At 64.2% G+C, this 21,132-nt stretch carries 6 protein-coding genes; 2 read left to right on the forward strand and 4 right to left on the reverse strand.

Annotated elements, in window-relative coordinates:
• Positions 1 to 65: 65 nt before the first annotated feature.
• A complete protein-coding gene (locus AD659_RS07125; RefSeq protein WP_053119677.1) occupies positions 66 to 2,639 on the forward strand; it encodes a bifunctional diguanylate cyclase/phosphodiesterase in 2,574 nt (857 codons plus the stop codon).
• A 263-nt stretch (positions 2,640 to 2,902) separates the two neighbouring features.
• Here AD659_RS07125 and AD659_RS07130 read toward each other — a convergent pair whose 3' ends face one another.
• Positions 2,903 to 15,364, reverse strand: coding sequence for a filamentous hemagglutinin family protein (locus AD659_RS07130; protein ID WP_053119679.1), 12,462 nt, complete (start codon positions 15,362 to 15,364; stop codon positions 2,903 to 2,905).
• Positions 15,365 to 15,643: 279 nt separating this feature from the next.
• Positions 15,644 to 16,825, reverse strand: a complete 1,182-nt coding sequence (locus AD659_RS07135) for a substrate-binding domain-containing protein (RefSeq protein ID WP_053119681.1) — start codon at positions 16,823 to 16,825, stop codon at positions 15,644 to 15,646.
• A gap of 499 nt (positions 16,826 to 17,324) precedes the next feature.
• On the opposite strand from AD659_RS07135, the gene AD659_RS07140 reads away from it, so the two are divergent.
• Positions 17,325 to 17,831: a toxin-activating lysine-acyltransferase gene (locus AD659_RS07140; protein ID WP_197676974.1), complete on the forward strand. Its 507-nt coding sequence runs from the start codon at positions 17,325 to 17,327 to the stop codon at positions 17,829 to 17,831.
• Positions 17,832 to 18,327: 496 nt separating this feature from the next.
• Here AD659_RS07140 and gspF read toward each other — a convergent pair whose 3' ends face one another.
• The gene (gene gspF / locus AD659_RS07145) at positions 18,328 to 19,539 is read right to left on the reverse strand and encodes a type II secretion system inner membrane protein GspF (RefSeq protein ID WP_053119686.1); all 1,212 of its coding nucleotides are present in this window, start codon (positions 19,537 to 19,539) and stop codon (positions 18,328 to 18,330) included.
• Complete coding sequence (gene gspE / locus AD659_RS07150; RefSeq protein WP_053119688.1) at positions 19,539 to 20,957, reverse strand: type II secretion system ATPase GspE; 1,419 nt, start codon at positions 20,955 to 20,957, stop codon at positions 19,539 to 19,541. Before gspE ends, gspF begins: the two co-directional genes overlap by 1 nt.
• Positions 20,958 to 21,132 lie beyond the last annotated feature (175 nt).

Here is a 21,132-nt window from a genome sequence, read left to right on the forward strand (position 1 = left end):
AAATCAGCCCGCCCGCCGATACAAGACAGGTGCGGGTGAAATCGCTTTTGGCTGATGACTTTTTTATGACTGAAAATGCTGGCAACGACTCGACTGTCCTTTCCCCGGGCTCGCCAACCCGAAGTTTCACCCGCCGCACCTTCCCGGCCATCATGCTCCTGCTGTTTGTCATGTCCGCACTGGCGATCGCCGTGCTGCTCAACATCACCGCGGCCCAGGACCAGCGCGCCCGTGAGCAGAGCCTGTTTTTCGCCCAGCGGGCCATCGAGGGGATCCGCACCGGGATCGGTCGTGACCTGAGTGACTATTCCAAGTGGAGCGACGCCTACCGCCACCTGCATGTCGACGTTGACAAGGCATGGGCCTATGACCAGGAAAACGTCGGCAGTAGCGTGTTTTCGCTCTACGGTTACCAGGCGGTGTTTGTCATTTCTCCGACCGGCAAGACCGTTTATTCGGTGATCGATGGCCAGATGAGCGAGGTCGATGCCGACACCTGGCTGACCGGCGATCTGCGAGCCCTGTGGAACAAAGCCAGCACCGCGGAAAATCACGACGAAGTGATCGTCGAGCTGCTGCATCACGAAGACGCCCCGGCGTTCGTCGCCGTATCCGCCATCACCACCGGCACGGACAACAGCGTGGCGCAAATTCCCGGCCCGCCCAGCCTGATGCTCTTCGTCAAGGTCCTGGACCTCGGCGCGCTGGAAAACCTGGCGCGGGACTTCGCCCTGCCCGATGCCCATATCGCCAGGACCCCGGGGCCAGCCAGTACCGCCCAGTTGCTGCTCGACGATCTGACCCAGGAGGCCTTGGCCTGGCGACCTCAGACCCCGGGCCAGGATCTGCGCAAGGTCTTGCTGCCGTTGCTGGCCGTAGCTTTACTGGTCTTGGCGATTCTGGCCCTGGCCGTTCTGCGCCATGCGCTGATGATGCTTCGCGCCCAAGAACAGCAGTACGCCAGCCTGCTGGCCCACCGCAAGGCGCTGGAGCGCAGTGAGGAACGTTTCCGAGACATTGCCGAAGTCTCATCCGACTGGTTGTGGGAGGTCGACTCGACCGGGACGCTGACCTACCTGTCGGAACGCTTCGAACAAGTGACCGGGTTCAGCCCCACGGAGTGGCTGGGCAAGCCTCTGCACCGGTTGCTTCACCCCCATGGTGGCTCGATCTCGATTGCCCAATGGCTGCTTGGGGGTGCCGACAGCCTCTCTTCGGCACCGCTGCTGTGCGAGTACACCGCACGCAACCAGCGCATCCGCACCTGCAAGCTGTCGGTACGGGCCATCGAAGCTGGCACCTTGGGTTTTCGCGGCACCGCCACCGATATCACCGAAGAGCTGCGGGCGCTGGCGCAGATCAAGCACCTTTCCCTGCATGATCCGCTGACCGGGCTGGCCAACCGCAACCGTTTGTTCGATTGCCTGCGCGAACACCTCGACCGACCGGACCGCCGGCCCCTGGCGCTGTTGAACCTGGACATGGACCGATTCAAGCCGGTCAACGACTCACTGGGCCATGCCGTGGGCGACAAAGTCCTCAAGGAAGTGGCGCATATCCTCCAGCAAAACGTTCGTGGCACCGATCTGGTGGCGCGCCTGGGCGGTGACGAGTTCGTCATTGTCATGCCCGAGCCCGGCGATGCCGGCGATCTCGATCAACTCTGTGCACGGCTGATCGATTGCATGCAACGGCCCATGCACCTGGACGGCAACACGCTGTACCTGGGGATGAGCATCGGCGTCGCCTGGTCGCAGCCCGGTGACGAACGGGCCGATGAACTGTTGCGCCACGCTGATATCGCCCTGTATGCGGCCAAGGCAGCGGGCCGCAACACTTGGCGCGTGTATGTGGAAGCCATGGGCAACCTGGCCCGCGACCGGCGGCAATACGAGCAGCAACTGCGTGACGCCATGCAACGGGATCAACTGGAGCTGCGCTACTTGCCTCGCTTCGATGTGAGCGCCGAGCAACTGTACGGTTTCGAAGCCCAGACCTTCTGGCACCACCCCGAGAAAGGCGAACTGGGTGGGGCCGACTTCATACCGGTGGCCGAAACCTCGGGCCAACTGGAAGAGCTCGGCACGTGGATGTTGATCAACGTCTGTGAAGAGGCCGCGAGCTGGCCGAGCGCCGTCAATGTCTCCATCGCGGTTTCACCCCGGTGGTTCAACAGCAGCTTCCTGCTCAACCAGGTGCAAGAAGCCCTCGAAATGAGTGGCCTGGCGCCCCACCGGCTGACCCTGGAAGTGGCCGAAGGGGTCCTGCTGGTCGACCACAAGACCGTCGCCGCCACCCTCCATGCGCTCAAGGATCTTGGGGTGCGGATCAACATCGATAAGTTCGGCACCAACATCGCCTCCCTGCGCGAGGTGCTGGACCAGCCGTTCGATGGCATCCGCTTCGATCGCAACATCCTCTCGCAGCTGGGGCTGGAAGATGACAAGGAAGGCGTCCTGGCAATGATTCGGTTGAGCCGCAGCGTAGGGCTCATGGTCACCGCCGAAGGCATCGAAAACGCCCGGCAGTTCAGCCAACTGCGCAACGTGGCCTGCGACCATGTCCAAGGCCCCTACTTCGGCGCGGCCCTGGCCCGCTCGGAAATGGCCTCGTTCTTTACCACGCCGCGGTGGCTGTAACCCACCTCCCACCGCTATCGCGAGCAAGCTCGCTCCCACAAGGGGTTCCGGGGTTCCTGTGGCGAGGGAGCTTGCTCCCGCTGGGGCGCGCAGCGGCCCCCAAAAAAACGATGAGCGCTGCGCACTCAAGCGGGAGCACGCTCCCTCGCCACAAAAAGCCTCCAAAACCATCCTCCATGGATTGATCACCGGTAAACACTGTGGGAGCGAGCTTGCTCGCGATAACGTCGGCACTGCCAACTTCACCGCAAGCTGAATTACCCCTACAAACTCAACCGCCCTCGCTCCTCCTCGGTCAGCCGCTGGCGGCTCTGTTCATCCAAAGGCCCCGCGCCCAAGACCTGGACTGGGCTGGCCGGGTCGTAGGCCCGTGGGGCTTCGCGGCTGGCGCCATCGCGGGACGGGGCCAGTTGCTCGGAGCCAAAACTCACCACCTGCACGGTAAACACCGACGCCTGGTTCTGCCGCGCCGCGTTCTGTTGCTGACGGGCCACGTCTTCAGCCGCCTGCGTCGCCGAGGACGCCGCCGAACTGGCCGAGGTGATGGCCCCGGTGTTCACCGAAGCCGCCAGCGGCACGCCGGTGGATTTGCCCTGGGTCTGGATGTTGGCCGCGTTCACCACCGTCAACGCCGCGATGTTGACGTTGCCCGACACCCGGATCCCCGCCTCACCCGCATCGATGGTGCCCAGCGGCGCGATCAGGTCGATATCCCCCGGCGCCACTTCGGCAATTGGGTTGAGGGTGGCGATACCCGCGCCGGTACTCGGCACCGATGGCGACAGGGTCACGTTGCCCCAAGTGTCATATACGCGCCTTGGCGGGGTGTAGACCACGGTTGTCTTCGAACCACGTCCGGCGTTGATATCACCTCCAGCCGACCAGCCGAGGATCGAACCGCCAAAGGTGGTCATGATCCGGCTCTGGCCCAGCAAAATACTGCCTTGGGCGTACAACTGAATGTCGCCCTGGCCCTGGGTGATGACCCCGGCCGAGGCCGGTGGCGCGTTACCTTCGACCCCGAACACCTGCTGCCCGCCCGGGGTCAGCACCTGGATATCGCCGCCGAAGTCAGTGTGGATCCCCGAACCGCCGTAGAGCGTGACGTCGCCGTCATAACGCAGGGTGTTGCCCGCCACATCCTTGCTGGGGAACAACGCTTCAATCGCCTCGCGCCCCCGGCGGTAACTGCCGCTGCGCTCGCCACCGACGGTGTTGTATTCGCGCCCCCCGGCCTTGAGCTCGGCGAAGTAGATCTGCCGGGCGAAGACGTTCTGCTGTTCCACCGGCAGCTTGGCGAAAAACGCCAGCGCCTGGTCTTCGCCAGCGTTGTAGCCGAAGCGTTGACTCAGCCACTGGTTCAGTTCGCCGCGATAATCCTTCAGCGCCGCGCCCGGCTGCAGGTAACGCGCCAGCAAGCCCCGGTAATTCGGCCCTTGGGCGCCAGCCCCGGCGATCAGCGCGATCGAGGCACCACCGTCACGGACCGGCGCCGCCGGGTCGACATTGCCAATACTGTTGAACCCGCTCTCCTGGTACAACTGCCCCACGCCAGGCCCCGAACCGTACAGGTTGCGCCCGGCACTGACCTCCAGCAGGCCGGGACCGGCGATGTTAAAGGTGCTCAGGCGGATGTCGCGACCCGCGGAAACCTGGGAAATCTCATCCCCCCGACTGTGCACGATCAAGTTACCGGTGGATTGGCCGCCAGCCGAACCACTGACGGTAGCAGGCACATCAGTGGCGGTGTTCAACGGCACGCCAGAGTTGACAATGTCGCGCCCGGCCATGACCCGCAGCGGGCCACTGCCCTCGTAGCGCACCTCTTCACCCGACGCGGGATAACGAATCACTTCGCCGGTCCGCAGGCCGACGATATCGCCCTTCACCGCATAGAAACGCACCGGCTCGCGCTGGGCATACGGCTGGACGCTGAAGGTATTGATACCAAAACTGAACAACGGGAATTCGCTCGGCGAGACATAGACCCCGGCGCCGTAATTGTCATAGTTCGAGTGGATGTTGATCCCGCTGTAGCCGGCGAAGGCCGGGCGCAGCGGACTGGACAACAAGGCCGGGTCAGCCCCCGACTGCGTGACCGCATAACCGCCGGCATAGATCGAATCGGCGGCGATCAGTTGCAACTCGGCATTGGCCGAGGGCGCGGTCATCAATGAGAACCCCGATGCCACGCCACTGACGCCACGGGCCGATGGTCCGTAGTAGAGGCTGCCATTGGCGGCGACGGCCCGCAGGATCGAGGGGTAGACAAAACGTCCGCCGGAGGTCGAGGCATTGAGACCGGCAAAGCTCTCATTGGCGACGATGGGCGTCAGGTTACCGCCGACACTGAACAGGTCGATGGCGGTATTGCCGGTCCACAAGGAGAATTGGCTCAGGCCGCCACCACTGCGGTAGGCGCCGTCGCGGCCGGTGTAGCCGGTGGAGTTCTGCATCACCACTCGTCCCGGATCGCCCACCCCCTGCAACACCAGGTCGCCACGGCTGTCCAGGCTGACGCCGGCATCTCCCGGCATCAGGGTTACGCCGCCGCGAGCGGTGGCCATGGTGGAAACGTAAGCGTCATAGGCCCGAGACTCTTGCGGATCCTGGAAAGCGCCGTAGCTGCCGTAGGTCAGGCCCAACGCCCCGATCGCTCCAGCCTGCAACTGCAACGAACCTCGCAGGTTGGCCAGCATCCCGTTCAGATCAGCCGCCGCGTTGACACTCTCTCGTGCCGCCTGGGAAGAGTTTAACGCACCACCAATGCGCAACCGCAGGTCACCGCCACCGGTCAACACCAGGCTGCCATCGGCGGCAACCCGGCCACTGCTGCCCACAGCCAGAACCAGTCCCTGGCTGCGCTCCACATCGGAGCCCAGGACACCGAGCTGCTGGGAGATCAGGCCGGCGTCGCCGCCGACATCGACGCTCAGGTTGCCGCCGCCCAGCGTGCCGATCCCGGTAAAGCCGGTCAGGTAGGGATCACCCGCCTCAGTGGAGGGCTGCTGGGCGAAGGTGCCGAAGTTGATCCACCACGCGGTGGGAATCTGCGCGGCCGGGTCGGCCGTGCTACCCGTTCCTTGGCGCCATAACCAGTTGCCCATAGCCGCGGACGTGTTCTGTGCCCCGCTGCCGACGTTTCTCTTGGAGAACGAATCGCCGTGCAGGTCTCCACCCACCGTCAGCTTGAGGTTACCGCCTTGCTCCGGGTACCAGGCCTGGTAAGCGCCACCGGTGGTGAGCGATTCATAGGCGGCACCCGCAGCGCCCAGCACACTGCCATCGAGCTGTCGGCCACGGGCCTGCTGATAGGGGTCGTTGGCGCCCGGCGCCAACGAGGCCGACTGGGTGCCGGCGGTGTAGACGCCGAACAGCGACCGCATATTGAAATCACCGGCACTGAGCAGTTCCAGATCCCCGGTCCCGGTGCGCAAGACGCTGAACAGCTGGCTGCCGGGAGTGACCTTGGTGCGGATCGGCTCCGGAGGGTTGTCGGGAACCACAGCCAACACGCACCAGTCAGGAAACCAGGTGCAGAAATCCAGCGCCTCAGGCGGCACAGGCTCCCCTGGTACACCATAATTGTTGGTCGGAGACCAGACCAAAACCGTTTTGGGCGGTGCTGGGATACATTCACCTGGAATCCAGGTGCAGAAATCCAACATCTCGGGTGGTACGGGCTCTCCTGGCACGCCGATATTGCTGCCTGGCGCCCAAACCAGCCCCGTTCCGCCACCCCCTCCGCCACCGCCACCAGTCTGCTCGCGCCTGGCCAGGTAATGCCCATCGGCCAATTGCAAACTGCCCGCCTCTGCATGAGGGCGGGTGATGCGGGTGTCAGCCGCCTCGGTATCGGCCCCCGCCACCCAACGCATCGACCAGGATTGCGAGCCGTCCGGCAGCAGGCTCGCAACCGCCCAATTGCGGCCCTGGATACCATTATCGACCGGGCGCAATTCGATCAGGTCGACCCCCTCGGCCAGCTTGACGTCGGTGCCGGAAGGAATCAACGCGCCGCTGCCCAACGCCAGGGCGCCACGCAGCGTCAGCCCGCTGCCCGGCACTGCGACCCCCTTGGGCCAGGTGCCGTCCTTGACGGTAATCCCCATCGACAGGCGGGTACCGGCCTCCAGGCGAGTGTCGACCGGCAAGCTGACCGCCTCTTTGAGCAAGGTGCCAGCGGCATACAAGAGGTTGCCGCTGGCATCGCGGATGGCGGCCTGCAACAGCGTACCCGCGGGCAGGTTCAGCGCCTCGCCCAGGCTCAGCGTGGTCGGCAGCTCGAGTCCCGCCGGCAGGCTGCCACCCTTGAAAGGCACGTCATAGTTGAGCAGGCTACCGGCCGGATACAGGGTACCCTCGGCCAATTCGACGCCGGCCCCCGGCACCACCAGGTCGGCACCGAACGGCTGTTTCCCAGAGATCAGCAACCAGCCATTGCCATCGGTGCGCACCGTCGGGTCGCCGGCTTCCGGCGGCGCGAAACCATCGTTGATGCTGCCATAGATGTTCAGGTTGCCGCCGGCGCGCACGACCAGGTTGCCCGCCTCGCCGGAGCCATAGACATCGGTCTTTTGCGTATGGCGGTTGAGGCTGGCGTAGCGATAACCGGACAGGTCCAGGTCGCCCTGCACCACCAGGTCGCCGTCCGGCGTCTTGCTGAGGATCTCCACACCGGGCCGCAGGTGCAGCGCATCGGCGTAAGCCGCATTGTTCAGCCCGGCCAGTTTGCCGTTGAGCAGATTGCCATTGACCAGCGCGGCCTTGATGAACGCCTCGCTGTCGTTGTGTTTGTCGTTCAGGTACGCCTGATCGATCACTTGATAAGGCCGCCCATCCACCGCCGGCGCGGTGCCGTCACGGGCATCGGTATAACGGGCAATCGCATTGACGTTGATGGAACGCGCGCCGAGCACCGACAAGTTTCCAGAGGCATCGATGGCGATATCGCCGTACCGTGGATCATCGACCCGCAGCCGCGGGGCATTGAGTTCCAGGGTGCCACGGGCCCGGCCGTCATATTGTCCCGGGCCATTGCCCAGCGGCGCGCCGGTGCCGTGGCGCAGGTCCAGGCGCGCACCGCTGGCCAGGGTCAACTGGCCGTCCCCCGAGTTGAGCTCGATCAGTGCCCGGTTGGGGCTGTCGATGATTTTGCCGTAGCTGTCGACCCGCAAGATACTGCCGTGGGCATCGAGCAGCGCGCTGCTGGCAACGGTCAGTCCGTGTTTCGCCGCCAGACGGATACTCCCGACCGCTTGCCCGCTGGCATCGACAGTGCCGAGCACGGTCAGGCTGCCGTTGTCCACCGAGACATTGATGGCATTGGCCTTGAGTTCATTGCCAATCACCAGGTCGCCCTGCTTGAGTTGGAAGCTGCGCGAGCCGAACACCTGGTCACGGTTCAGCCGCCCGTTCAGCGCGGCGAAATCCCCCAGGCTTTGCCCGCGCAGGTCCACCGCGCCGCCGGCGTAGGGCACCAGGGTGCCACCGGCGTTATAGGTGCCGGAGGCGGAGCCGAGGATCCGTCCTTGCAGGTCGATCAGGCCGGCATCGGGGCCGAGGGCGATTGCGCTCAGCAGGCCGGCGCGGTTGTTGCGGGCGCTGAGGTCGACGGTCGAACCGGCGGCTTGGCGGATATTGCCGGTGCGGCTGTCGAGGAACAGATCACCGCCCCAACTGTATTTGCGCACATCGTTGAGCACCACTTCGCGCCCGGCCAGGTCGATCTGGGCGTTGTCCCCCAGCACGACGTCGCCGCTGGCGCCGAGGGTGAGCTTGCCGCTGGGCAGGCGGACCGTGCCGTCGAGCAGCAGGCTGCCGGCCTGTAGCTGCAACTCAGCCCCCAGTGCCGCATTGTCGGCAGCCGCGGCCGACAACCCGGCGATGCCCGCCACGGTCAGCGCGCCACCGGCGGTGATACGGTTGACCGAGCCGGCCTCGCCGGTCCACAGCGGTGTGTTCACCCTCAGGTCACCGCCGCTGTAGCTGTAGCCTTTACCAGTGACATAGTCGCCGCGCGACTGATACACCTGCAGCGCGCCCTTGTGGTTGGCGGTGATGCGCTGGCTGGCGGTCAGGTTGACCTGGCCGAAGCCCAGCGCCAGGCGTTGCGGGTTGTCGAGGTTGTTGGGCTGGGCATTGGGGCCGTAACCGAATTCCAGCACCTGGGCCTGGATATCCAGCACCCCGCTGCCGTTGCCAGGCCCGGCCAGCAGCGGCGCGCCGGCCGGCGTCAGCGCCCCGTTCCACACCAGGGTGCCGGTGCGAATGCTGGCGTGGTCATCGGCCGCGCCGTAGCCGTAGATCGCTGGCGTGCCGAGGACCAGGCGCTGCAGGCTGGACTTGCCCGTCAAGGGGTTCAGGGTACTGAGCTCGACGCTTTCGTAGAAATTCACCGAATCCCGGGCATTGAGCACCAGGTTTTCCAGGGCCGGCGCGCCCTTGAGGCTGTCGCCGCGCAGCAAGCGGTCAAGCACCTGCTGGTTGAGGGTCAGCCCCTTGGGCAGCGCCTGGCGTTGTTGGGCCGCCGCCAGCGCCTGGGCCGAACCGATGTTGATCGCGCCCACCGCCAGCGTCAGGTTGCGCGTGCCGAAGCGCACCGACTCGTCAAGGTTGAAGGCGTTATCGGTAGCCGCAGTGATGGTGCCCTGGGAGTAGAGTTCGGTGGTGCCGCTGCAATGGCCGGTGTCGCATTGGCCGATCAGGATCGAGCCCGGACCATCGGTATCCGCGCTTGCGGTGGGCGGCAGCACATCGAGCCAGCCATTGGACACCGCCAGCAGGCTGTTCTTGCCCGGGTTGTAGACAAAACCGCTGCGCGAATCGAACGGTGCGCTGCCTTGGCCCAGGGTATTGATGCTCGCCCCCTGCTCGACCACGATGGCACCGGCCTTGACGTTAGTGGCAAGGAACACCTCACCGGCCTTGAGGCTGCTGCCCTGGCGCACAATGATGTCGGACAGCGTCGAGTTGAAGGTCACCAGATTGCCGCCCTGGCCGTAGCTGACGCCGGGCAGCGTGCCGATCGACAGGCGCGGAGCCTGCAAAGCATTGAGCGCCTGATCATGGAGCGAGGCGCCGGCGAACCCCGCCGTGGCCTGTTGGCCAACCGGCAGCACTTCGAGACGGAAGGCGTCGGCGAAAATGCCGACGCTGCCGCCCAGGCCGCCCTCGGCCGGTTTGAAACGGGCTGTTCCGTTGAATCGGAACGTCTCGGCAGGGTCGCCCACCCCTTTGAACTTGAGCTTGAGGGTCTTGCCATCGGCCTCGATCATCGGCCGCGGCACGCCTTTGAGCGCGGCGTCGGCCTTGGCGAACGCTGCGTAGCCGGTTTCGTTGTATTGCGAATAACGCCGCAGCACGTCCGCCGAGGTCAGGATCACTTGGCTGGAGAGCGTATCGCGAATGTCGCTGTGGGCAATCGACAGGCCTCCCGAGGTGGCCCAGGAGCCGTTGCGCATGGCCAGGCTGCTGGCCATTTTTCCGCTGCCGGCCAGGCCATTGAGTTCGACCCGGAACGCCCCCGGCAACAAAGCATAGGTCGACGGCAGCAAAGTGTAGGTGCCCGCCGGCAGGCCTGGAACACCCGCGTCCAGGGTAATGCGCTGGCCGATCAGCGGATCGCGCGCCCCGGCCTCCCCCGATGGTGGCGCGTAGCCGCGCTGGTCGCCGGGAACGATGGCGTACACCGGGTTGGTGTCCAACCCTGGCAATACCAGGCTGCCGTCCGCACCGATCTGCACCAGCGGGTTGTAGCGCGCGTCGGTAGAGCCGCCACGCCCGGAAATGAAACCGGCGCCGGCCAGTTCACCGCCACCGGACAGATCCAGCACGGCACCAGGTTGCACATCGATGCTGTGGCCGGTCATGGAGACGCCCACCGACAACACGTTGTTCGAGGTACTGCCCCCCGCGCCTATCAATTGGACGTCCTTGCCGTTGTAGCGATAGGACAAGCCGTCGACCGTGCCGCCATAAGGCATGTTCAAACCGGCCCCGCTGACCGACGTGACACTGCCCGGCAACAACTTCAGGGTCTGGATATTGCCCACTTCTTCGCCCAGGCTGAGCAGCCCCAACGGCGCCCGCAGCACGCCGCCCTGCAACAAGATGCCGGCGTCCAGGCTCAGCGAACCGAACACCGAATACGGTTGGGCCGGCAGCGTGTCGGTGGTACGCCCGATCCGCAGGGTCGAGTCGGTGGTGGTCTTGACCCGCGCCGTGGCCCCCGTGGTCGGGTAGATCTGCGCCGCCAGCAGGGTCAGGTCGGCGTTGCTGAGCAGTTGTGTGGCCGTACTCTCGATATTCAGCGGCGAGCCGCCCAGAAACCGCATGTCGCCGCGGCTGCTCAGCTGCGCCTGGGCGAAACCGCGACGATCGACCTCCAGGGCCGGGCCCTGCTGGCGCGCCAGCACGCCATGGGCGCCCAGGGTCAGGACGTCGCGCAGGTCCAGCAGGTCAGCGTTGACCTGCAATTGGGCGGCACTGTCCTGCACCGACAAGCCTCCCTGGATGGTCGGGCGCACATGCACATCGGCGCCTCGCGCCGCGGCCCCCGCCAGACGCACATAAGGGGCGTTCAAGGCTATCCGGCTGTCACCCGGCGCGCCTTCGGCCAGCGCCAGGGAGCCGGTATAGATTTGCAGGCTCTGCGCCAGGTTCAGGTGCATGTCACCGGCGAACGACAGGATGCCGTTGCTGAGCAAAGTCAGGTTGGCGAAACCGCCGCGGCTGACTTTATCGACGTCCAGGCGACCCTGGCCGTAGCTCATCAGGCTATCGGTGGACGCGCTGCCGGTGCCCCGGGACAGGATCAGCTCACGGGGCACCCGTACCTGATCGTCCACCGTCGAACGATCGTACAGCGGGGTTTCCAGGGCCACCGACAGGCTGCCACCGGCAGCGCCCACACCGCCAGACGCCGCCTGGAACTCGCCGTCCAGGCGCAAGCCATTGTTCGAACTCAAGGCGATGCTACCGCCAGCGCTGCTCAACGTCGTGGCGCCTTGGCCGCGAATATCCAGCTCGGCCTGGGCGCCGTTGGCCAACAGCCGCGCGCCCTGCTTCACCACCACGAACAGGTCCGGCGCACTGGCCGTGCCTTTGTCGGTGTCGACGCTGCCGCCGATGACAATGCTGCCGCCGTCGTCCACCCGGCCGTAACGCCGCTGTTGGGCATCCACTGCCGTGACTGCGCGGGCCGAGACGTCCAGCAACGCATGCTCGCCCAACAGGATCGAACGCTGATGGGGACGTTCGACAACCGGAACATCCGCCAACCCCGCCGGCTTGATCTGGGTCAGCAGGATTTTCCCGCCCCAGGCGTCGAGTCGCCCGTCGACGCTCAACTGGCCAACGCTGGCCAGGCTCAGGGTGCTGCCCGGATCGACACTGATCCGCGCACCCGTGCCGATCACCAGCGCCGCCGTTTCCCGCTCGCTGGCGGTGGACAGGATGCTGCCGGCTTGCAGGCTCAGGTTCGCGCCCTTGCGCTGGCTCAACACACCTTTGATCGCATCCTGCTGGTACAGCTCAGGGGTCCAGAGCGACAACAGCGTCTGCGGGTCACTGCCGGTCGCTGCGTCCTGAAGGTTATCGCCGAAGTGGTACACCGGCATGCTGACGTCCAGCTGGGTGCCATCGCTGACGGTCAGTCCCTGGTTACCGGTAATGTCGTAGGCCGAGAAGCCCTTGTTGAAGAAGCCGCTGTTTAACACCAGGCCAGCGCTAGCATCCGCTACCGGTTGGTCGCTGAGGGTCACCTTGCCAGCCTGCACGCTCAGGCGGCCGCCGCCGTTGACCCCATGGCCGCGCAACTCACCGTCGAGGCTCAACACCCCGTCGCCGGCGGATGTATTGGCGTTGGCCGCCAGGGTCAGGTTACCGCCCTTGCCACCCCGTTGCTTACCATCGGCCAGCAGCGCGGCGCCCGATGAAACATCGATCAGGCTGCCGCTCGCCAGCGTCAGGTCGCCGCTGCTGCGCAGGGACACGTTGCCGCCATTGAGGAACGGCAGCGCGCTGCTGTCATTCGGATTGTGCAGTTGATTGCTCCAGAGGCCACGGGTATCGAGGGTCACGCCCTTGCCCACGCGAACGGCGGCGCGACTGCCGTCAACGGCATCGATGCGGGTGTCCTCGACCCGGGCGCTCCCACTGATCTGCTGCAACACGTTGCCCAAGGCAATGTCACCGCCCCGGGCCGTCAGGTTGGCGTCAACCTCGACCTGCGGCCCAAACAGGGTAATGCTGCCGGCCGGCGCCACCTGCAAGTCTCCCTCGACCTTGATACTGCCGGTGGCGGCGATCTTCACGGCGCCAAGGCCGAAGCCGCTGAGCTGTTCACTGTTCAGGTACAGACGGCCTTCGCGCCCTTCGACCACCGGGTCTTGCAGCCCCATTCCGGCCGCGAGGGATTGATCCTCGGTGCCCAGGACGATGTCCCGCAGGGTGCCGGCATTGGCGCGCAAGGCGTATTGCAAGGTACCGCTGCTCTTCACGTAGTAAGGCACGTAGCTGCCGACGATCAGTTGCGCGCCACGGGCCACCGCGCTCGCCGACTGGTTGTAACCATCCAACCCGAGCTGCGCGGCCTGTACCTGGCGGTCGCTCTGGAAGGTGTCGCCGACCACCTGGCCTTCCAGCACGGCGTTGCGCGTGCCGATCACCAGGGAGCCGGCGTCGCGGCCGACGCTGTAGCCCTGCTCGAAACGCTCCCGGGGTGCGATCAGCGGACTGTAGTAGAACTGGCTCTGGCCCCAGCGCGCACTGCGCTCTTCGTAACCCTGGTACACCCCGTCATAGAGTATGTCGCCGGGGGCGCTGGAGACTTCATAGAGTCGCCCGTCCGCCCCCTTGAGCCAGCTTTGCTTGACCCTGCCGGATTGCACATCGAGGGTGCCGCCGGACAGGTTGATCTGCGAGCCTTTCTGCGTCACCACATCGTTACCGCTGAACGACACCGTACCGCCCTGGGCCATCCACTCACCCACGCTGTGCACGCGGGTGCCCAGGTAGCCGCTGACCTCAAGCAGGCCACCGGCGGTGTACCAGCGATCCGTCGCGTAACCGTTGGTGCCGGCGGGCACGAACACCAGCTCGCGGGTATCGACCCACACGTCCTTGCTGTTCAGGCCGCCCTTGTCGCGGTTGCCGGGGGCGTCGCGCTGCTCGTTGCCCTGGACGTTGATCTTGATGCTGTTGGATTCCATCGCCACCTTGACGCCCAACGCACCGGACACGTCGATGATCGCGCCATCGCCGACCCGACTGCGCTGGGTCGCGCGGACACCGACCTGGCCGCCGCTGGCCAGGGTGATCGAGCCTTTCTGGAAGTCGACGGTGCCGGCGCTGTCGATGGCGATCAACGACTGGTCACGGCGATAACCATCGGCCGCGACGATAGGCGAGTTGTCAGCACTGAGCGGTTGCAGCAGGCCGCTGCGCTGGCTGTCCAGGGCACTGCTGCTATCGAGCAGGATCGCACTGGTGGCGCCCTCGCCCAGGGTCACGCTGCGACTGGCGGTCAGGTGCAGGGTGCCGCGTGAATCCACCGAGGTACTGGCCAGCGCCACGCCGTTTTGCCGCACGTCCTGGCCGGTCAGGCTCACGTCGCCCAACGCCGCCTGCAGCAGGCCGCTGTTGCTGACTTGGCCGGTGCCGCTGGCGACCACCTGATTGCCGCGCACCGACGATTGCGCATTACCGTCGGTGCCTTGGCCTTTCTTGATCACGAAATCACTGCCAGCGACCAGCGCGGCCTGGCCCTTCTGGGTACTGATGGTCCCGGCGTTGTCCACTTCGCTGCCCAGCAGCAACACATAACCGCCACCGGCGGTGGAACTGGCAGGCGCGTGGGTTTCGATCCGCGCGCCCTGTTCGACCCGCACCTTGCCGCCGGCGTTGGTGAAAGTCGGCGCCGCGCCGGGGCTGTACAAGCCGTTGCTCTTGAACTGGCTGTCGTCGAACGCGGTAGCCGCGGCCACCAGGTTGCGCACATTGATCTGGCTGCTGCCGCTGAAAACGATGCCGTTCTGGTTGAGGATCAGCACCGTGCCATTGGCCTTGATCGCACCTTGGACCTGGCTCGGCGCGGTCGCGTTATCGACCCGGTTGAGCACCGCCCAGTCGGCGTTCTGCTGGAAGTTGACGGTGGTATCGCGACCGACGTTAAAGGTGTCCCAGTTGATGATCGCCTTGTCCGCGGTCTGCTTGATCGAGACCTGGGTCTTGCCGCCCGCCTCGGTCTGCACCGGCGCCTCGACATTACTGAAGACCGGTTTGCCATCGACGCCGATCACCAGGTTCAGGCCATTGCCACCCAGGCCGTTATGAATGGTTTGCGGGCTGGCAAGGGCTGCCGCACGGCCCGCCGCCTGCAAGGCCTGCTGCGCGGCGATTGCGGCCACCGTGTTGTTGAGGTTGCTCAGCGAGCGCTGCAATTGCTGGTTGACCGTTTGCTGTTGCGCCAGCGGTGGCGGCGCTCCCGGAACCAGCCCGCCCGGGCGGGCGGCATTGGTGGCCTGGGCCACGCCCTTGGCGGCAAACCAGCTCGAACTGAAAGCCGCCGGCTGCGCAGCCTGGGCCGTGCCCGTGAGCACCAGCAGGCCAATCGCCTGGGCCAGGGGGGTGAGGTACAACGCGCCCTGCTCCAATACCGAGCGAGAGGATCCAGGGGCGAAGCCGCGAGGCGTCGGTTTCGAAGTTTTTTTAGACAGACGCATCACTATCCGATCCTTTTCCCAAAGCACAGAGTTAGGTCACACAGCCGCCCAAGGCGGCCGTATCGATACCTGATAGGCGGTTACAACGGTGCGCGACCGAACGCTTGTCATACAAAGTTCATATGCGTGCTCGCCGGGCAGCGGAATCATCCGGCGCATCGGCGTGCGCAAGGTCGTCAGGCGCAGAAAAACAACATCGGCAGCGCCAACCTGGCCGCTACCGATGCTGTTTTCAGAGGTGCCACATCCTGTGGCCAGAACTGCTTCCTGCGGGGGGGCTTACAAACGACCCTTGCCGTTGCAGACGCTGACGTTGGCGATGTCCAGGCCGTCGCCATAGGCGTTGTCGAGGAAGGTTTTCTTGATTTCGCCAGCCAGGTTGGTCGGTGTTGCGCTGGTGCCTGGGACGATGGCAAAGGCGTGGGCGTTGATGATGGTGTTTTTCGTGCCGGTGTACAGGCTGGTCAGGAAGTTGCGGACGGCGGTGGCATCAGCTGCGGTCTGGTAGCACTGACCGACGAGCAGGTTGGTGTAACCCACGATCGGGTACTGGCTGGCGCCGGTGGGTACAGCGGTGTCACCGGCGGCGGAACCGAAGGTCGGTACCCATTTCAACGGGTTGGCACGATCGGCAGCGGTAGCTGGGACTGGAGCAGTGCCCAGGGCGGCGGTGGTGTTGGCCAGGCTTGGCAGTGGCGCGGTGCCGGCGGCTACGGCGTTTTTGCTGACACGAGCCACCACGGCGTTGTTGTTGGGAGAAACAAAGTCAGGGCTGACATAACCGATGGCACCGTCGGTGGCGTTGACTGCGGTCACTATGTCAGCGCTGCCGGCAACGGCTTGCCAGTTGGCAGGCTCGGCGCCTACTTTGGCAGTGGTGAAGGTGCTGCTGACACCGAACTGGGTAGGGCAGGAATCATTCAGGAAGCGGGCGAACAATTCGGTGGTGCCGCTGCTGCCGGAACGGTAGATGACCTTGATCGGGGTGGCGTCGCTATTACCCAGGATCGGGCCCCAGGTGGTCACGGCGCCGGAGAAGATGCTGCACAGTTGGGCGCCGCTCAGTTGCAGGGTCGTGGTGCCGGACTTCTTGTAGGGGATGGTGACCGAAGTGCCGACCGATGGAATCTGGATCAGTTTGCCGAAGGTGGCACCGAAGGCGTTGTTGTAGTTGGTCAGCTCGGTCTGGCTGATGACCGAGTCGCTACCGGCGAAGTCAACCGGGGTACCGGCAGGCTGGTTGATCGAAGCGGGTGCGTTGGTCAGGAAAGCCGTCTTGCCGGCGCCGCTGCCGACACCGGTATAGCTGAAGTCTGTCGGCAGCAGACGTGGCAGAGGCGAAGCGCCGTTGTAGAGTTTCTCGGGCAGGGTGGCACCGCCACCGACCACCGCGGCCATCGATTGGGCCGAAGCCAGGGCGGCTACTGCCAGGGACGCTGCGATCATAGTGCGCTTAAACATGAAGAATCTCCTTTCATCGTGTTCATACGTAGGTTGGGTGACGCATGCTTGCCGTCATGGCGCTCGGTCCTGTGCCGATGGCGGTGGGGTGAGGCCATGGGTTAGAAATTCGCAGTTTCCGGTGACAGATAGAGGAAAAAACCTCGGGAGTTGAGGGCTGTTTTCAGGGTGTTTTTCTCGGGTGTTCGAGGGCTCTGAACCGTGGGTTCAGGCGGACTTTTCAGGGGGACGGCAAGAGCTGGCCGTGGAGATGGCGGCGCAGGGTTGCCGGGCGGCGGAAGATGACAGAACGAGGAACCCGAGTTTGGTAACGGGGAGGCTCGGGAGGTGAGGCTATACAGGAAAAAATCAAACGATGAACCCCTACACCTGTAGGGTCGTCAGCAATCGGTTTTCGAAGCTAATGTGTCCATCAATCGTTTCCACCATGCTTGTGCAGCTGGAATTCTCGTGGCATCCGGGAGCGTCGGATGGAGTCACTAAGGCTAGGAGCCTTTTCATGTCAATGACAAACCGTTTTCGTCTGGTTACTCAGTGCCTAAACAACACTATTGAAAAGAAGGCCGCAGCACTCGGCTATGCCAACTTGATTATGTTCATGTGTAGCCGTTCTCATACGTTTCAGATGCGTACACTGCATTTTTGGTTGGTGCCCGCGATTGATCATCAGCAGATTGTGTTTTTCTTTGACTCCACAGCAAGGCCTATGGGCTATGTTACATGGGCATATCTAGCACCGGATGCTGAGCAGCGAATGCTGACGGATCCCAACTTTCTGCTGCACCCGTCGGAATGGAATGAAGGGGGGCGGACGTGGATAATCGATTTTTGTTTTCCCAGTGGCGGCGCTAAAGATGCCATCAGTACCTTAAAGACAATATTTCGAAGGAACAATATTCCTCAAGTGTTTTGGGCACGCAGGAATTTTGATTTCACAATCAAGAAAACCGGATGCTATAGCCTGTCGAAATCATCGACGGACGGGCTGAGCGTATCAACCTCATGAAAAAAATAATTGCCATCCTGGCGTCATTATTGTTCGGCATTTCTATAGGCGTGATAGCTGATCACTGGGAGTTAAATTTATACATTAAAGGCTTGATCATTGGACTTGCAGTACATGCATCATTTTGTTTTTTTGGAATTAATCAAAAAAGATCAAAACAAACATAACTGAAATTTATTCATTTAAAGGCAGGACATCGACATGAGAGATCTCACCGAAGAAGAACAACTTATGATTTTCGGCGCAGGCGACACCATCGTCTCAGCAGAAACGGTAGGAGCGTCAATCGGAGCAAGTGTTGGAAGTAGATTCGGAGGCGGAGGCACCGCACTGGGTGGCATTGTCGGCGGGGCGGTGGGTAACTTTGTGGGTGGTCTCTCCAACGTCAAGCCGATGCCTAGGAGTCAGATTCCTGTCGCTGGAATACCTCCAGCAGGAAGTTTTGGTGGTTTTGGTGGTCTTGGAGCGACCGGAGCGTAGTTTCAGCGTCGACGATTCATTGCACCAACTGGTTGATCTCAATGATCGGCAACAACACCGCCATGACAATGACCAGCACCACGCCGCCCATGACCACGATCATCAGCGGCTCCAATAGTGCGGTCATGCCCATGGCGCGGCGTTCGATGTCGCGGGACAGGGTTTGCGCGGCGCGTTCGAGCATCGGTGGCAGGCAGCCGGTTTTCTCGCCGCTGGCGATCAGGTGGATCAGCACCGGGGGGAAGACTTTTTCCACCCGCAGCGCCGCCGCCAGGTTGACCCCTTCGCGGACCTTGGCCGTGGCCTCGCTGACGCTCTGGCTCAGGCGCTCATTGGACAGCGTCTGGCGCGCGGCCTCAAGCGCTCGCAACAACGGCACCCCGGCGCCGCCAAGAATCGCCAGGGTGGAAGCAAAGCGCGCGGTATTGAGGCCCAGTACAAAACGCCCGAGCAGCGGCAGGCGCAACACCCGTGCGTGCCAGTTCAACCGTGCCGCCGGTTTACGCAGATACAGCCGCCAACTCCAGAAGCCCCCGGCCAATACCCCAAAACACAACCAGCCCCAGGCACGAATGAAATCACTGGCGGTGAGCATCGCCACGGTCAGTGCGGGCAGGTCCTGGCGGGCCTGGGAGAACGCGCTGACCACCTGGGGCACCACATAGCTGAGCAGGAAAATCACGATGGCGACCGACACCAGCCCCACCACCCCGGGGTAGATGAACGCGGTGAGGATCTTGCCCCGCAGGTTGTTGCGCTCCTCGATGTAGTCCGCCAATCGCTCCATCACCTGGGCCAGGTCGCCGGACTCTTCACCCGCGGCGATCAACGCCCGATAGATTTCCGGAAAGTCGCGGGGCCGTGCCGCCAGGGCTTCGGCCAGGCGCATGCCGCTGCGCACATCGGCGCGCACCGCGCTCAGGGTCTGGGCGATGTGCTTGCGCTCGGCCTGCTCCACCGTGGCGCTCAACGCCGCTTCCAGTGGCAGGCTCGCGCCCAACAGGCTCGCCAGTTGGCGGGTGGCCCAGGCCAGGTCGTTGTCCGAGAGTTTGGCGCTGAACAAACCACCACCGTTGGCCTGCGCCGTGTTGCGCTCGAGTTGCACCTGCAACGCGGTCAAGCCGCGGCTGCGCAACAGGTTGAACGCTGCCCCCTGGCTGTCGGCTTCCAAGTGTCCGGATTCGATCTTGCCCTGGGCGTCGGCGGCCTCGAAACGGTAGCGATTCATCAGGCGTCCCGGGTCACGCGCAGGATTTCTTCCGGGGCCGTGGCGCCACTACGGACCCAGCGCTCGCCATCCTCGCGCATGCTGAACATCCCGGCCTGGCGGGCGGCGGCGCGCAGTGCCTGCTCCCCTGCCCCCTGGTGGATCAGCGTGCGGATATCATCGTCGATGCAGAACAGTTCATGGATACCGGTGCGGCCGCTGTAGCCGGTCTGGTTACAGGTCGGGCACCCCACCGGACGCCAGGTACCGGGCGCGGCCGGATCCGGCTGCTTGCACTGCGGGCAGAGCCTGCGCACCAGTCGCTGGGCCAGCACGCCGAGCATCGACGAGGCCAGCAGGAACGGCTCGACGCCCATGTCGATCAGGCGGTTGATGGCCGACACCGCGTCGTTGGTGTGCAGCGTCGCCAGCACCAAGTGACCGGTCAGGGAGGCCTGCACGGCAATTTGCGCGGTCTCCAGGTCACGAATTTCACCGATCATGATGATGTCCGGGTCCTGGCGCAGGATCGCCCGCAACGCCAGGGCGAAGGTCATGTCGATCTTGGCGTTGACCTGGATCTGGCTGATGCCTGGCAAGTCGTACTCCACCGGGTCTTCCACCGTGAGAATGTTATGGACGCTGGCATCCAGCCGGGCCAGGGCGGCGTAGAGGCTGGTGGTCTTGCCGCTGCCCGTTGGGCCGGTCACCAGGACGATGCCGTGGGGCTGGCGGATCAGGTGATCGAGCTTGCCCAGCACGTCCGGGTCCATCCCCAGGGTTTCCAGTTGCAGGCGTCCGGCCTGCTTGTCCAGCAACCGCATCACCACCCGTTCGCCATGACCGGTGGGCACCGTGGAGACGCGGATATCGATCGGTCGACCGGCCACCCGCAAGGCAATCCGGCCATCCTGGGGCAGGCGTTTTTCGGCGATGTCGAGCTGGGCCATGATCTTGATTCGCGACACCAGCGCACCGTGCAGGGCCTTGCGCGGCGACACCACATCGCGCAGGGTGCCGTCGACGCGGTAGCGCACCACCGAATGGCTCTCGTAGGGTTCGATGTGGATGTCGCTGGCCTCGTCGCGCGCGGCCTGGGTCAGCAAGGCGTTGATCATGCGGATCACGGGCGCGCCGTCCTGAGTGTCCAGCAGGTCGGTGATCTCGGGGATGTCCTGCATCAGCCGGTCAAGGTCCACTTCGTTTTCCGCCGCGCCCACCACCGCGGCGGCGCTGCCGGTGTCGGCATAGGCCGTGTTCAGCAACCCGTCGAGTTCCTCGTCGCGTACCCGCTCCAGGCGTACTTCGCCGAACTGACGGCGCACTTCACTGATGGACCAGCCCGGCGTGGATGGACACACCATCAACACCGCGCCCTCTTCGGACTGGCGCAACACCAGCCGCTGGGCCTTGGCCCAGGCGTATGGGAGGGTGTTCATGCCGACACCTCCTCTATGACTGACATGGCCCCTGTGGCGAGGGAGCTTGCTCCCGCTGGGTTGCGAAGCGACCCCAAACAGGTTGAATGCGATCTGCCTGACGCACCGAGGCGCCAGGTTTCGGGTCTGCTGCGCAACCCAGCGGGAGCAAGCTCCCTCGCCACAGGTTGAATGC

Source organism: Pseudomonas thivervalensis, from assembly GCF_001269655.1.
Taxonomy (GTDB): domain Bacteria; phylum Pseudomonadota; class Gammaproteobacteria; order Pseudomonadales; family Pseudomonadaceae; genus Aquipseudomonas; species Aquipseudomonas thivervalensis.